Below are 13,737 nucleotides of genomic sequence, written 5' to 3'. Positions count from 1 at the left end.
CGGCGGGCCGGGCGGCGGGGGCGGCCGCCGCGGTCGGGCGCGGCGCGGCGCGGCCGGGCTGCAGCGGAATGGTGATGGCCTGCACGATCGCCGGGTCCTGCGGGTTCTCCGGCACCATCCCCAGCACCGGCGCGATGCGGGAGATCACCGTGCCCGCCGCCGGCGCGGCCACCCAGCCCGCCGTCGCGTAGCCGTGGGAGCGCGCGTTGGGGTTCGGCTCGTCCACCATGACGTAGATGGCGTAGCGCGGCGCGTTCATCGGGAAGGCGCCGACAAAGGCCGCGATGCGCTTGTTCGGCAGGTAGCCGCCGCGCGGCCCGGTCTTTTGCGCCGTGCCCGTCTTGCCGCCCACGAAGTAGCCCGGCACGTCCGCGCCCTTGCCGGAACCGTCCGTCACCACCAGCCGCATCAGCCGCCGCATGGTCTCCGAAGTGCGCTCGCTGAGCACGCGCGTGCCCTCGCGCGGCACGCCCGGCGGCTGCGCCAGCAGGGTGGGCGTGCGCAGGACGCCACCATTCGCCACCGCCGCGATGCCGTTGACGACGTGCAGCGGCGTCACCGCGATGCCGTGGCCGTAGGAGATCGTCAGCATGTTGATCTCCTTCCAGCCGCTGGCCGGCGGCACCATCGGCAGCGCCGTCTCCGTCAGCTCGATCCCTTGGCGGGAGAGCATGCCCATGCGGCCCAGGAACTCGCGCTGCCGCTGCGGCCCGAAGGTCTGCGCCATGTGCGCCGCGCCGAGGTTGGAGGAGTAGGCCAGCACCTCGGGGAAGGTGATGACGCGGTTCTTGCCCTTATAGTCCGTGATGGTGAAGCGCCCGAAGCGGATCGGGTGCGCCGCGTCGAAGCTGCTCGAGTAGACGTTCGCCGTGCCGTACTCCAGCGCGGCGGAGGCCGTGAGGAGCTTGAAGGTCGAGCCCGGCTCGTAGGTGCCCACCGTCACGCGGTTGAAGCGCTGGTCCTGGCTCGCCGCACCGATGTCGCCCGCGTCGTAGTCGGGCAGGGACACCATGGCCAGCACCTCGGCCGTGTTGATGTCCAGCACCACGCCGGCGCCGCCGATGCCGGAGAAGTCCTCGATCGCCTTCGCCACGCCGTCCCGCAGCGCCAGCTGCACGCGGATGTCGATGGCGGTGCGCAGCGGATCGTTCGGCCGCGCCCGCAGCCGCTCGTCGTGGTAGCGCTCCATGCCGGAGAGCCCGGCGCCGTCCACGTCCACGTTGCCCAGCACGTGCACCGCCGCCCGGCCCTGCGGGTAGTAGCGGCGCTCACCCTCCTCGAAGTGCAGCCCGGCAATGCCGAGGTCGTTCACCGCCTGCTTCTCGCGCGGGGTCAGCGCGCGGGCGAGGTAGGAGAACTGCCGATCGCCCATGAGGCGTGGGACGAGGCGATTGGCGTCCAGCTGCGGCAGCACCCGCGCCAGCCGGCGCGCCACGTCCGGCGCCTCGGCCGGCGGGATCTGCGTCGGGTTGGCGTAGAGCGCCGTGACGGGCAGCGAGACCGCGAGGATCTCCCCGTTGCGGTCCGTGATCGGGGCGCGTGCCGTCGCCGGCTCCGGCCGTGGGGCCGCGGCGGCCACGCCGCCCGCAGGGCGCCGCGGCTCGCGCGGGTCGATCACGGTCGCGATCGTCGCCTTCAGCGCTACGGCGCCGTAGAGCAGCCCGAAGCCGGCTGCGGCCATCACCAGCCGCCCGCGGCTCCTTTCCAGCACCGCGCGGCGGGCCAGGTCCGGCTGGCCCAGCCGCGCGGCCGTGCGGTGGTCCGCCACCCGCGCGGCCTGGACGGGCTCGCGCAGCTGGTAGGCGATGGTGGCGTTCGGGTCGGGGGCGGCGGGGTCGTTCACCGCACCGCGCCCAGCGTACCGGCGTTGGCGCTGGCCACCGGCACCGGCGGCGCCAGCATCGGCCGGGCCGCGGCGCCAAGCATGGAGCCCATCCCGGCGGCCATCGGCGGCGCAACCGGCGCGGGGGGCGGGGGCGCGCTCGGGCGCATGTGCAGCGCGGTCCGCAGCAGGGCCGGCCGCTGCGGCGGCTCTGCCAGGTTCATCCCGCGGTCAACCTCGCGCTCGGCCAGGCGCGGCTCCGCCGGGCGGGGCGGGCGGGGCGCGCGCGACGTCTCCGCCCGGGCCATCTCGGAGGAGCGCGGCGCGGCCTCGCGCGGCTCCGGCACGCGCGCCGAGGCCACCTGGGGCAGGTGCGGCGGCGCTACGCGCGCGGGCCGCTCCGCCACGCTGCGCTCAGGGGCGCTGCGCTCCACGGGCGCGCGCTCGGCCACCACCGCCGGGGCGGCCGGCCGCTCGGGGGCGGCCAGGGCGGCGGGGGCGGGACGGGCGGGCGGCGCCGGCGGCGGGGCGTCGGGCGGCAGCGGCAGGGCAGCGAGAAGGTCCCCGCCGGCGGCCGGTGCCGCCGCCATCGCTGCGGGCGCGGCCAGTGCGGCCGAAGCCACGGCGGCCGAAGCCACGGCGGCCGAAGCCACGGCCATTGAAGCCTGGGCCGCGATGGCCGGAACGCCCACGGCCGAGGCCACCGCCACGTTGCCGGCGGCCCCGCCGCGCTCACCCGGCGCGGGAGCGAAGAGGCTCGGCGCGCCGGCGAAGGCCACCGCCGCCGGCAGGCGCCGGTCCATCTCGGTGGGGCGCACGAACTGGGCGGTCTGCATCACCTCCAGCGGCAGCACCCGGGTGGCGGCGGCGCGCAGGCGCTCCGGCTCGTTCAGCATGGCCCACTCGGCCCGCAGCACCGCCGTGCGCTCCCGCGCCGCCTCGGTCTGCTTCACCGTCTCGCGCAGCACCTTCTCCAGCTGCGAGACATCGTGCTTCACCGAGTAGAGGTGCAGCCCGGCCCCCGCGGCCGCCACCAGCGAGAGGAAAGTGAGGGGTCGAATCATGCGGCCAGCCTCTCGATGGCGCGGAGCCTTGCGGATCGCGCTCGTGGATTCGTGTCTGTCTCTGCGGTTGATGGCCGCAGGGCGGTGTTGGTGAGCAGGCGGAATTCCGCCGGCTTTTGGGCATGCACGAGGGATGCCGGATCGAAGCGGGACGCGCCCGGCGTCCGCCCCGCCGCGTCGCGCATGAAGCGCTTCACGATCCGGTCCTCGAGCGAGTGGAAGGAGACGACAACGAGGCGCCCGCCGGGGGCCAGCAGCTTCACTGCCGCCTCCAGCCCGCGCTCCACCTCGCCCAGCTCGTCGTTCACGCGCAGGCGCAGGGCCTGGAAGGAACGCGTCGCGCTGTCCATGCCCGAGGGGTCGCGGGGCATGACCATGTGGATGGCCTCGGCCAGCTGCAGCGTCGTCTCGAAGGGGGCGTCGCCGCGGGCTGCCACGATCTTGCGGGCGATCCGGCGGGAATGGCGCTCCTCGCCCAGCTCCCACAGCAGGTCGGCCAGCTCGCGCTCCGGCAGCGTGTTCACCAGGTCCGCCGCGCTGGGGCCGGACTTCTCCATGCGCATGTCCAGCGGGCCGTCGGTGCGGAGGGAGAAGCCGCGATCCGCCTCGTCGATCTGGTAGGAGGAGACGCCAAGGTCGAGCACCACCCCGTCCAGCGCCGCCACGCCGCGATCCGCCATGAGGGAGAGCATGTCGCCGAAGCGCCCCTCCACCAGGTGCAGCCGGCCGGGGAAGCGGGCCACGAGGGAGGCGCCGCGGGCGATCGCGTCGGGGTCGCGGTCCACGGCGTAGAGGGTGCAGTCGGCGGCCGAGAGGATAGCGGCGCTGTAGCCGCCGCCGCCGAAGGTGCCATCGAGAAGGGTGGCGCCGTCGCGGGGAGCGAGCGTCGCCAGCACCTCGGCCAGCATGACCGGCACGTGGCCGCCCCCGGTGGGGTCCGGGGCGACGATGGGGGTGAGGGAGGTCTCGCTCACGTACGGCCTCCCGCGGTGGCGGGAACGGTCAGGGCGCGGTCGCGCGCCCGCTGGCGGGCCAGCTCCACGCGCTGGCGGGCCGCCTCGGGCTCCCAGAGCTGGAAGGCGCGCCCGGCGCCGAGGAAGGTCACGGCCTCCGTCAGCCCGGCATGGGCGATCAGGTCCTCGGGCAGCACCACCCGGCCCTCGCCATCGGGCCGGAGCGGATAGGCGCCCGCGAAGAGGCTGAGGGACAGGTCGTCCAGGTTGTCGGAGAAAACGTCCAGCTGCTCCAGCCCCGCTGCCATGGTCTCGAAAATCGGCTGAGGCCAGGCCTCGACGCATGTGTCGCGGTGGGAGGAGCGGAGGATGATGTCCTGCGTGCCCAGGCGCTCCAGGGCGGCACGGAACGCGGCCGGGACGGAGACGCGCCCCTTGCGATCCAGCTTGCCCGTGAAGGTGCCCATGAAATGGGTCATCCGCTGGACGTCCGCCCCCTCGCGGCCGCACTGGGCGACTGGTGTGGTTCCCCCATCAGATGGCCGGCGAGGCCCCCCGACCCCGCCGGCTCACCCGACCATCCCGCCAGCCCCTCGCCCCCCTCAGGTCCGGGCCCTTGCGGGATGGCTTGGGATAACATGGGCCATTATGGGTCAACAAGCGCGATTGCGTGTGGACGACAAACTGTTGCTGCAAGGCAACGCAGGCGAAAGCTGAGCAATTCAATCGGTTAAACGCCGGAGTTGGAAGATACTATTAGGAGGAAGAGGCCAGACGGCCTGTAAGCCGGGTTCTGTCAGCCCCAGACTCTCGCCTGGAACCGGACGACCATTCCTCTGGAACCCCTGTTGCCAGGGGCTTCTCGCGGCCAACCCGGATGGCGGGGCGGGAAGCCCCTGGCGGCGAGTCCCGAAGGATTCCCGCCGGCCATCCCTATTCGGCCTTGCTCCCGGTGGGGTTTGCCGTGCCGCCCCTGTCGCCAGGGGCGCGGTGGGCTCTTACCCCACCGTTTCACCCTTGCCTGGAAGGCTTTTCGGCCGTCCGGGCGGTTTCTTCTCTGTGGCACTGTCCCTGGGGTCGCCCCCGCCGGCCGTTAGCCGGCACCGTTTTCCCATGGAGCCCGGACTTTCCTCCACCGCCCCTTTCGGAACTGGCAGCGGTCGTCCGGCCGTCTGGCCGGCGGGGTATGCGACTCGGCGGAACGAGGGTCAACCCGCGGTTCAGCCCTTCTCCGCCAGCTCCGCCTCGGCCAGCGCCGCCACGGCCTCCAGCCGGGCCAGCGTCCCGGCATCGGCCCGCCCGCCCCATTCCTCCTGCCGCCAGTGCCGCTGGAAGGCCACCAGCGCCACCTCCGGCCGCGCAGGGTCCACGGGATAGCCGATCCGCCGCAGCAGCTCCGCCGCCCGTGCCATGCCGCCTGGCACGGTGGAGAGGTCGCCTCCGTCCACGCCCTCCGGCCACAGCCCCACCCCCAGCGAGGCCAGGCCGCGCCAGTCGAACAGCTCCCCCGGGTCCCGCTTGCGGTCCGGTGCCACGTCGCTGTGCGCCACCACGTTGCGCGCGGGGATGGGGTGGCGCGAGAGGATCTCCAGGCACAAGTCCGCCACCGCCGCCATCTGCAGGGCGGGGAAGGGGCGGTAGCCGCAGGAATGGCCGGGGTTCACCACCTCGATCCCGATGCTGCGGGCGTTCAGCGCCTCATGCCCCCGCCAGTGGGAGATGCCGGCATGGGCGGCTCGCCGCTCCTCCGGCACCAGGCGGAAGACCTGCCCGTCCTCCTCCACCACGTAGTGGGCGGACACCTTCGCCACGGGATCCCGCAGCCGCTCGATGGCCGCGGCGCCGCTCTCCATGTCCGTGTAGTGCAGGATCAGCGTGTCGATCGGCACGCCCGGCGGGCGGTCGTCCTGGTTGGGGCTCGGCAACTCCCTCACGGCCAGCCCGCCCTCGGTGGGCACCAGCGGCAGCCCGCCAGCCCCGCCCTTGCGGGCACCGGGCCGGAGGCCGGGGAGGGGGCCGCGCCGGGCGGTCACGGAGGAAACCTCATATCCCGCGCTCCCGCTTGATCCGGTCCCAGGCGGCGTTGATCTCCGCCACCTTGTCGGTCGCCTTCCGCGCCATCTCCGCCGGCACCCCGCGCGCCGCGAGGCTGTCCGGGTGGTTCTCCCGCATCAGCCGCTTCCAGGTGGCGCGCACCTGCTCATCGGTCGCGCCGCGGGGGATGCCCATCACCGTGTAGGGGTCCGGCCCCTCGGGCGCGAGCGCCGGCGAGTTCGGGTTGGGCCGGCCCAGCCGCGCGCGCTCCCAGGCTGCCGCGTCCAGCCCGAAGCGCGCATGGACCCCGCCGAGGAAGGCCAGTTCCGCCCGGTTCGCCGGCCCGTCCGCCTCCGCGATGCGGAACAGGGCGCCCAGCACGTCCTCCAGCACCGGCCGCTCCTCCGCGAAGGCGGCGCCCAGGCGCTCGGCATAGGGCTCCGCGCCCTCCGCATTGTCCCGCGCCCGGTCGAAGAGCTGCGCCACCTCCCGCATGTTCTCCGGCGGCACGTGGAAAACGCGCTTGAAGGCGTCGATCTCCTCGCGCTTCACCGGCCCGTCGGCCTTGGCGAGCTTCGCCGAGAGCACGACGACGGAAACCGCGAAAAGGCTCTCGCGCGAGCCGAGCATGGCCGCGATCCGCGCCCCGTCCATGCCGGGCAGCCCCATGTTGAGGCCGCGGCCCAGCGTGCCCTCGTCGGCCGCATGGCCCAGCGCACTGCCCAGCATGGCGCCCACCGGCCCGCCCATGGCGAAGCCGACCGCGCCCCCGATGATCTTGCCCCAGAACCCCATGGGTCTGCCCGAATGCGCTCCGTCCACCGAGTCGCCTATGCCTATGCCCGGAAACACGCCGGACCGGAAGCCGCGCTTCCTTGCCCACCGCGCCCGCCTCAAGCATGGTCCGGGGATCAGGGAATCGAGGTCCCGGCAGGGCGGAGGCAGGGTGTCGATCACGGCGTGCATGGGCGGATCGGAACCGGGCGGGGCCCGGCCGGCCTAGGATGCGCCGCCCCCTCCTGGCCGGTGCGGGCCTGACCCTTCTTCTCGCCGCCATCCTCGCCATCCTCTGGGCCGCCCCCCTCTTCACGGACTGGACCGCGCGGCGGGACGGGCTGGCGGAGTTGGCCGCTGCCCGCATCGGCCGCCCCGTCTCGCTGCACGGCCCTGTCCGCCTGCGCCTGCTGCCCTATCCGGTGGTGGAGGCGGAGGGCGTGACCCTCGGCGATGCCGGGGATGGGCTCGGCTTCGCCGCCTCCTCCCTTCGGTTGCGCGTGGATGGCGGCGCCCTCCTCCTCGGGCGGATCGCCCCGCGGGAAATCGCCATCGTCGGCGCGGAGCTGCGCCTGCCCTGGCCCCCCGCCGATGCCGCCAGCCTGCCCGCGAGCCTCTCCGCCCTCTCGGCCCAGCTCGTGGACAGCCGCGTCATCATCGGTGGCGTGCGGTTGGAGAACGTCCAGGCCCGGCTGACGGCGGGCGACGCCACCCAGGGCACGCGGGCGGAGGGCCGCTTCGCCTGGGGCGGGCTGGAATGGCGGTTCGAGGCCGGCATCGGCCGCCCAGGCTATGACGGTTACACACCCGCCGACCTCAGCCTCTTCATGGGCAACGCCGCGATCGCCGCGCGGGGCGTGCTGACGCCGGACGGCGCGGTGGAGGGAAGCGTGGAGGCCTCCGGCCCCGACCTCAGCGCCCTCGTCCCCGGCCCGCCCGGTCCCTTCCGTGCCCGCGGCCGCCTGACGGTGGCGGCCGACCTGCTGGCGGCGGACGATCTCACCCTCGACATCGGCGGCAGCCCCGCGCGCGGCGCCCTGACGCTCCGCCTCTCCCCCCAGCCCAGGCTGGATGCGGCGCTCCTGGCCAGCCGCCTGGACCTGGATCCCTGGCTGGCCGCGCTCCGCGCCCGCCCCTCCGCCCTGCCGCTGGGGCTGGACCTCTCGGCCGAGGCCGCGAACTTCCGAGGCGTGGCGCTGCGCCGCCTCCGCGCCGCGATCTTCCGGGAGGGCGGTGCGGCGGGCGGCCGCCTCACCCTCTCGGACGTCTCCGCGATCCTGCCCGGGGGCACGAGCGTGGAGCTGAACGGCGCCACCGCCGGAGACCGGCTGGAAGCCGCGCTCCGCTTCTCCGGCGCCGACCTACGCGGCACGGTGGAGGCGGTCGCCCCCGCCATCTCCTCCTCCGGCGGGAACTGGACCGCCTGGCTGGCCCCGGGCCGCCTGCGCCAGGGGGAGGGAAGGGCGCGGCTGGTGCTGGAGCCCGGCTCCATCGCCGTGCCGGAACTCTCCGCCACGCTGGACGGCACCCGCATCTCGGGCGCCGGCGTGCTGCGCTTCGGCGCCCGCCCCGCCCTCGGCCTCGGGCTCACGCTGGATGCGCTCGACCTGGAGGGATGGCTGCGCCCGGGCCTGGACTGGCCCACCGCCAGCCGCCTCCTCGGCGGGATCGACGCCAACCTGCGCCTGGCGACGGAGCGCGCCCGGTGGCGCGGCGCGGTGCTGGAGCGCGCCTCGCTGGACGCGGCGCTGGAGAACGGGCGCCTCACCCTGCGCCGCCTCGCCGGAGCCCTGGCCGGAGGGGATCTCTCCGCTTCCGGCACCGCCCTGCTGGGCGCCAGCCCGCGCCTCTCGGACGCCGTGCTGGACTTCTCCGCCCGCGACGGCCGCGCCCTGCTGGCGCTGCTGCCCGGCGGCTGGCCGGACGCCACGCGGCTAGCGGGCCAGCCCATCACCCTCCGCGCCACCGGCGGTGGCCCGCCCGAGGCCCTGGCCCTGCAGTCCAGCGCGGAACTCGGCGAGGCGCGGCTTGAGGCGAACGGCACGCTGGACCTGCCCGGCCGCCGCGCGACGGGGAACCTCACCCTCCGGCACCCCGGCGCCCCGCGGCTGCTGGACGACGTGCTCGGCCTCGGCGGGGATGGATTGGCCCCCTGGACCGGGGACGGCTCGCTCTCCCTCATCGCCGCCGGCATGGCCGGGCCGCAGGGGCTCTCCGCCGAGCGCTTCGACCTCGTGGCCGGGACCCTGCGGGCGGGCGGCGCGCTGGCCCTGGCCCTGGACGGCCCCCGCCCGCGCCTGAATGGCCGGATCGCCGCCGAGACCGTGGCCCTGCCCGCCGCGCCCTGGCAGGGCAACGACCCCATCCCCTTCGGCGCCTTGCGCGCCGCGGATGCGGAGCTGGTGATCTCCATTGCCCGGCTGGAGCCCGCCGGCCTGCCCGCCGCCAGGGACCTGCGCGCCCGCCTGCGCCTGAAGGACGGCACCCTGGCCCTGGACGAGGTGGAAGCCGGGCTGGACCCGGGCACGCTGCGCGGCAGCGCCGCGCTGGACGCCACGGGCGACGCGCCGCGCCTCTCCGCCGGGCTCTCCCTACGCGGTGCCGGCATCACCGGCCCGCTCCTCGGCCTGCCGCTGGACATCATGGCGGGGGAGGCGGACGCGGATCTCCGGCTCTCCGCCACGGGCAGCAGCCCCGCCGCCCTTCTCGGCACCCTGTCCGGGGAGATTTCGCTCTCCGCCCACCGGGGCACGCTGTCCGGCCTGGACGCCGCCGCCGCCGGGCGCGCCGCCGCGGCAGGGGATGAGGCCGCCCTGCGCGCCGCCCTTTCAGCCGGCGAGACGGGCTTCGCCACCCTGTCCCTCCGCGCCGCGCTGGCGGCCGGCCGCGCCACCCTGGCGGAGGGAACCGCCACGGGCGAGGGCGTGGCCCTCTCCCTGCGGGGCGAGGTGGACCTGGCCCGCTCCGCCCTCGACCTCGCCGCCGCCGAGAAGCCGGCCGACCCCGTGCCGGAGGTTGGCATCCGCCTGACAGGCCCCGCCGCCGCGCCCCGCCGCGTGCCGGACCTGGCGGCCTGGCTGCGCTGGCGGGCGGAGCGCTGACAGGCCCTCCCTGAACGGAAATGGGCCGGAGGGGGGTGTTCCCCTCCGGCCCTTCATCGGTCCTATGGCTCGCGGATCACATCCCGATCTTCGCGAAGTTCGCGGCGATCCGCATGTCCAGGAAGTCCTTCGCCGTGATCGGCGGCTCGGACCCGGTCGGCGCCTGGATCAGCGCGTCGCGGTTGGCCTGGCAGAAGAAGGGCAGGGAGTAGCGCGGCCCGAGATACTCGTCCGCGCGCGGCATCCGCACGCGGTGCAGGTTGGACTGCAGCTTCCCGTCGCTCCAGCGCGCCAGCATGTCGCCGATGTTGCAGGTGATCAGCCCCGTCACGGGCGGCACGTCCGTCCAGGCCAGCTCGCCGCCATCCGCCTCCTTGCCCGGGCAGAGCTGCAGCCCGCCCTGGCCGGTGCGCTGGTGCAGCAGCGTCAGGCAGTCGTAGTCGGTGTGCGCGCCGGCGCGCCAGCCCGTGAAGTCCTCCGGCTTCGCGTCCACCATCGGCAGGTAGTGGATCAGCCGCTGGGTGGACTGGTACTCGGGCGAGGTCGGGTCGTGCGCCTCGGTGAAGAAGTCCGCGGGGAAGCCCAGCTTGTCGGCGAAGCAGGACAGCACCTTCATCCCCACCGCCCAGTTCGCGCGCTCGAAGGCCAGCATGCAGGCCTTGAAGCCCGGCAGCTCCTCGCCCGTGGGCCAGAGGTGGGCCATCTTCGGCACGGTGATCTGGTAGGATTCCTTGTTGTCCGCCGTGCCGGTGGAGGGGCGGACCTGCTCCTTGTACTCCCAGCCGTAGTTCGTGCCCTTGGCCATCGGGTACTTCGCCTTCACCTCCTTCGGCAGGGCGAAGAAGCGGGCCGTCATCTCGAAGGCTTCGTCGATCTGATCGATCGGGATCCCGTGGTCGGAGAGCTGGAAGAAGCCGATCTCCGTGGAGGCCTTCCAGAGCTGGTCGGCAATCTCCGCCTTGCGGGCCTCGAAATCCGCGAGGCTGATGACGGGAACCTCGCGATCCTTGGTGGTTCCCATGCCGCCGAACCCGGTCTCCCGGTTCAGCTCCTTCAGCGCGTAGGACATCCTGTTCTCCTATCGGGCGGCGCGCGAGCCGCCGGGGTGATGGAGCAATGTCAGGCGCCCCTCGGGGCGGCCGCCGCTTCTACTCCGTGAGCCGCCCGCCGGGATGGCGCGCGGGATACGTGTGTCAGGCGCCCTGTCCCCCGTGGCCATGGAAAGGCCGCGGTGCCGGATGCGATCCGGCCCGGCTGTTCATCGGAGGGTATGCAAAGGGAGCGAGCAAAGGGCACCTCGACAGGGTCGTCTGCCGGAGCAATGCCCGGGGTCCCGAAGGACCTTGGCCGCTTCTACTCGCGAAGGGAGGATTAAGACGCCGCATGCCGGGGCGGCAAGCAAAAACGGCGCCGCCTAGCCCCGCTGCGCGAGCCGCAGAGCGAGCACGCGCAGGGCGGAGGCCAGCGGCAGCGCGGGATCGTCCCGCGCCGCGTCCGCCGCCAGGACCAGGCGCAGCAGGTTTTCCCCCCGCCGCGCCGCCTCGGCTTCCAGCGCCTCCCAGAACTCGGGCTCGAGCGCGATGGAGGTGCGGTGCCCCGCGAGGGTGAAGGACCGCTTGACGAGATGCCCGGCCATCGACGTCCCGGCGCGCTAACCGACGGGCACGGGCCGGCGGGTCAGGGCGAGACCCAGTCCCAGCGCGACCATGGCAGCCCCCGATGCCTCGCGCAGGCGGCGGACCAGAACGGGCCGCCCCATGGCGCCGTTGCGGACGCGCGCAGCCGCCACGGCCACGGCAAGGTCCACCAGCGTGTTGAGCGCGACTGAGACGAGCCCGAGCACGGCGAACTGGGCCGCCACGTGGCCGGCCGATGGGTCGACGAATTGCGGCACGAAGGCGAGGAAAAAGGCCGCGGTCTTCGGATTCAGCGCCTCCACCAGCGCCCCCTCGCGGAAGGCGCGCCGGGTACCCACAGGCTGTGCGGCGCCCCCCGCCAAGGCCGCCGCGGCATTCCGCCGCGCGGTCCAAACCGTGCGCAGGCCGATCCAGACGAGATAGGCGGCACCCAGCAGCTTCACGGCCGTGAACAACTCCGCGCTCGCCAGCACGATGGCGGAAACCCCGAGGCTGCCCGCCAGGACATGAACCATGCCGCCGATCCCCGTGCCGAGGCCCGACGCGATACCTTCCGCACGCCCGCCGGAGAGGGTGCGGGCGGCGACGTAGAAAATCCCCGGGCCGGGAGTCAGGGCGAGGACGAGCGCGGCAGCGGCAAAGAAAGCGACCTGGCTGAAATCGGGCATGGCCCGAAGCCTACCAGCCCGCCGGACCCTTGCCAGCCCGCGGGCGCGCTGTCCCGCCCAGCCGGCCCGGCGATATGAGGCTCCCGGCCCGCCGATGCCGCGTGCTCAGTGCCACCCGTCGATGCGCGGCCAGCGGGCGACGGCGTTGCCGGCCCCGTCCAGCACATCGTAGGTGCCGTAGCCCCCCGCCGCCGTCAGGCAGGCGTGGTTGGGATAGACGCGCACCAGGGAGCCCACAGGCAGGCGCTCGAACCAGGATTCGTCGGGCACCGGCACCATCCCGTGCTCCTGATAGGCGTGCAGGACGTGCAGCGGCAGCGCCGCCCCCGTCTCCGCCTCCCCCAGCGTGCCGTAGGCGGTGCCGGGGGCGAAGGCGTTGGCCGTCACGTCCTTGGAGAGGGCCAGCGCCCCCGCGTCCAGCACCAGGGACATGGAGGCCCGGTTGTGCCCGATGACCGTGGAGAGGACGGAAAGGGCCAGGTCGTCCCACCCGCACTGCCCGCGCGACATCTGCGCCAGATCCCAGAACAGCCCCACCCCGGCCCGGATCTCCGTCACCCCCTCAAGGTTCCGCGCGTGCAGCAGGGTGGGGGAGGAGCCGACGGAGACGATCGGTGCCTCCATCCCCGCGCCCCGGATGGCGCTCGCGGCCGAGACGGTGGCCACCCGCTCTTGCTCCGCGACATCGGCGATCGAGGCGTGGTCGGCCGAGCCGTAGGAATGGCCGCCATGGGTCATGACGCCGGCAATCTTCAGCTTCCGGGAGCCATGGATCGCCCGCGCCACGGCCAGCGCCTTCTCCGGCGGCACGCCGGCGCGGTGCTCGCCGGAATCCACCTCCACCAGCACCTCGTGCGGCGCCTCCGCGTCGGCGTCCAGCAGCCCGGCCATCTCCGGGCTGTCCACCACCAGGATCAGCCGCGTCCCGTGTTTGCGCGCCAGGGCCTCCGCCCGCGGCAGCCGCGCCGGGACGGCGGTGGCCGCCAGCAGGATGTCCGTCGCCTGGCCGGAGGCGGCCAGCACCTCCGCCTCCTTCATCGTGGAGACGGTGGCGGGCCCCGGCGCCCCGCCATGGGCCACGCGGTGCACCTCCACCGACTTGGCCGTCTTGAAGTGCGGTCGGAACGAAACCCCCAACGCCTCCGCCCGCGCCCGCATCCGGGCCGCATTCGCCTCCAGCCGCGCCAGGTCCAGCAGAAGCCGGGGCGTATCCGCCACGCTACCGCCCGAGGAGGGGCCGCTCACGGCATGTCCCCGTAAGAGGAGATCTCGATCAGGTTCCCGTCGGGGTCGCGGCAATAGACGGAGTTGATGGCCCCCAGCGCCCCGGCCTTCTCCACCGGGCCCTGCTCGATCGTCACGCCGCACTCCTTCAGGTGCGCCGCCACGTCGTCTGCCATGACCGTCACGATGAAGCACAGGTCCTGGCCGCCGGGCAGGGCGGCTTCCCCGGTGAACCAATCCTCCTGGGAGGCGTCCTCCGGCCGCAGGTTGATCTTCTGGCCGCCGAAGCGCAGCGAGGTGCGGTTGTGCGGGCCGAAGCTCTCCCGCTCCATGCCCAGCACGCGCTGGTACCAGCTCGCCATCGTCTCCACGTCGCGGCAGGTGATGACCAGGTGGTCCAGGCGGTCCACGGCGAAGCGCATCGTTCTTGTCCTTATCGGCCCGGGAGGCGGGGAAGGGG

At 74.1% G+C, this 13,737-nt stretch carries 12 protein-coding genes and 1 other RNA gene; 1 reads left to right on the top strand and 12 read right to left on the bottom strand.

Annotation, left to right across the window (positions count from 1 at the left end):
* From NRP21_RS22060 to NRP21_RS22030, 7 genes are all read right to left on the bottom strand, one after another.
* The coding region (locus NRP21_RS22060; RefSeq protein WP_257718398.1) for a peptidoglycan D,D-transpeptidase FtsI family protein at positions 1–1,843 on the bottom strand (1,843 nt) is incomplete at its 3' end.
* Positions 1,840–2,886 carry a cell division protein FtsL gene (ftsL, locus tag NRP21_RS22055; protein ID WP_257718397.1) on the bottom strand — a complete coding sequence of 349 codons (1,047 nt, stop codon included), beginning with the start codon at positions 2,884–2,886 and terminating at the stop codon, positions 1,840–1,842. The genes ftsL and NRP21_RS22060, both read right to left, overlap by 4 nt.
* Positions 2,883–3,794 (bottom strand): 16S rRNA (cytosine(1402)-N(4))-methyltransferase RsmH, encoded by a 912-nt coding sequence (rsmH, locus tag NRP21_RS22050; RefSeq protein WP_257718402.1) that lies wholly within the window; start codon positions 3,792–3,794, stop codon positions 2,883–2,885. Before rsmH ends, ftsL begins: the two co-directional genes overlap by 4 nt.
* Before the next feature lie 62 nt (positions 3,795–3,856).
* Positions 3,857–4,318: a division/cell wall cluster transcriptional repressor MraZ gene (mraZ, locus tag NRP21_RS22045; RefSeq protein ID WP_257718396.1), complete on the bottom strand. Its 462-nt coding sequence runs from the start codon at positions 4,316–4,318 to the stop codon at positions 3,857–3,859.
* Between the two features lie 287 nt (positions 4,319–4,605).
* Positions 4,606–5,015, bottom strand: an RNA gene (gene rnpB / locus NRP21_RS22040) — RNase P RNA component class A.
* 44 nt (positions 5,016–5,059) lie between these two features.
* Entirely contained in the window at positions 5,060–5,764 is a 705-nt protein-coding gene (locus tag NRP21_RS22035; RefSeq protein ID WP_257718401.1) for an N-acetylmuramoyl-L-alanine amidase, read from the bottom strand.
* Between the two features lie 118 nt (positions 5,765–5,882).
* Positions 5,883–6,668 carry a TerB family tellurite resistance protein gene (locus NRP21_RS22030; protein WP_257718395.1) on the bottom strand — a complete coding sequence of 262 codons (786 nt, stop codon included), beginning with the start codon at positions 6,666–6,668 and terminating at the stop codon, positions 5,883–5,885.
* Positions 6,669–6,877: 209 nt separating this feature from the next.
* Here NRP21_RS22030 and NRP21_RS22025 point away from each other — a divergent pair, with 209 nt between their 5' ends.
* Positions 6,878–9,748: an AsmA family protein gene (locus tag NRP21_RS22025; protein WP_257718394.1), complete on the top strand. Its 2,871-nt coding sequence runs from the start codon at positions 6,878–6,880 to the stop codon at positions 9,746–9,748.
* 76 nt (positions 9,749–9,824) lie between these two features.
* On the opposite strand, the gene NRP21_RS22020 is transcribed toward NRP21_RS22025, so the two are convergent.
* The 5 genes from NRP21_RS22020 to NRP21_RS22000 all read right to left on the bottom strand — a co-directional run bounded on the left by NRP21_RS22020 (position 9,825) and on the right by NRP21_RS22000 (position 13,699).
* Positions 9,825–10,817, bottom strand: a complete 993-nt coding sequence (locus NRP21_RS22020; protein WP_257718393.1) for an isopenicillin N synthase family dioxygenase — start codon at positions 10,815–10,817, stop codon at positions 9,825–9,827.
* 345 nt (positions 10,818–11,162) lie between these two features.
* Positions 11,163–11,384, bottom strand: coding sequence for a ribbon-helix-helix domain-containing protein (locus NRP21_RS22015; protein ID WP_257718392.1), 222 nt, complete (start codon positions 11,382–11,384; stop codon positions 11,163–11,165).
* A 15-nt stretch (positions 11,385–11,399) separates the two neighbouring features.
* A complete protein-coding gene (locus NRP21_RS22010) occupies positions 11,400–12,053 on the bottom strand; it encodes a LysE family translocator (RefSeq protein WP_257718391.1) in 654 nt (217 codons plus the stop codon).
* A 105-nt stretch (positions 12,054–12,158) separates the two neighbouring features.
* Positions 12,159–13,298, bottom strand: a complete 1,140-nt coding sequence (locus NRP21_RS22005; protein ID WP_257718390.1) for an alanine racemase — start codon at positions 13,296–13,298, stop codon at positions 12,159–12,161.
* Positions 13,295–13,699 (bottom strand): VOC family protein, encoded by a 405-nt coding sequence (locus NRP21_RS22000; RefSeq protein WP_257718389.1) that lies wholly within the window; start codon positions 13,697–13,699, stop codon positions 13,295–13,297. The genes NRP21_RS22005 and NRP21_RS22000 overlap by 4 nt, the downstream gene beginning before the upstream one ends.
* Positions 13,700–13,737 lie beyond the last annotated feature (38 nt).

This window comes from Roseomonas populi (genome assembly GCF_024594815.1).
Classification (GTDB): domain Bacteria; phylum Pseudomonadota; class Alphaproteobacteria; order Acetobacterales; family Acetobacteraceae; genus Roseomonas; species Roseomonas populi.
The sequence above is the reverse complement of the archived record's forward strand: the minus strand, read 5'-3'. Positions and strand labels throughout refer to the sequence as shown.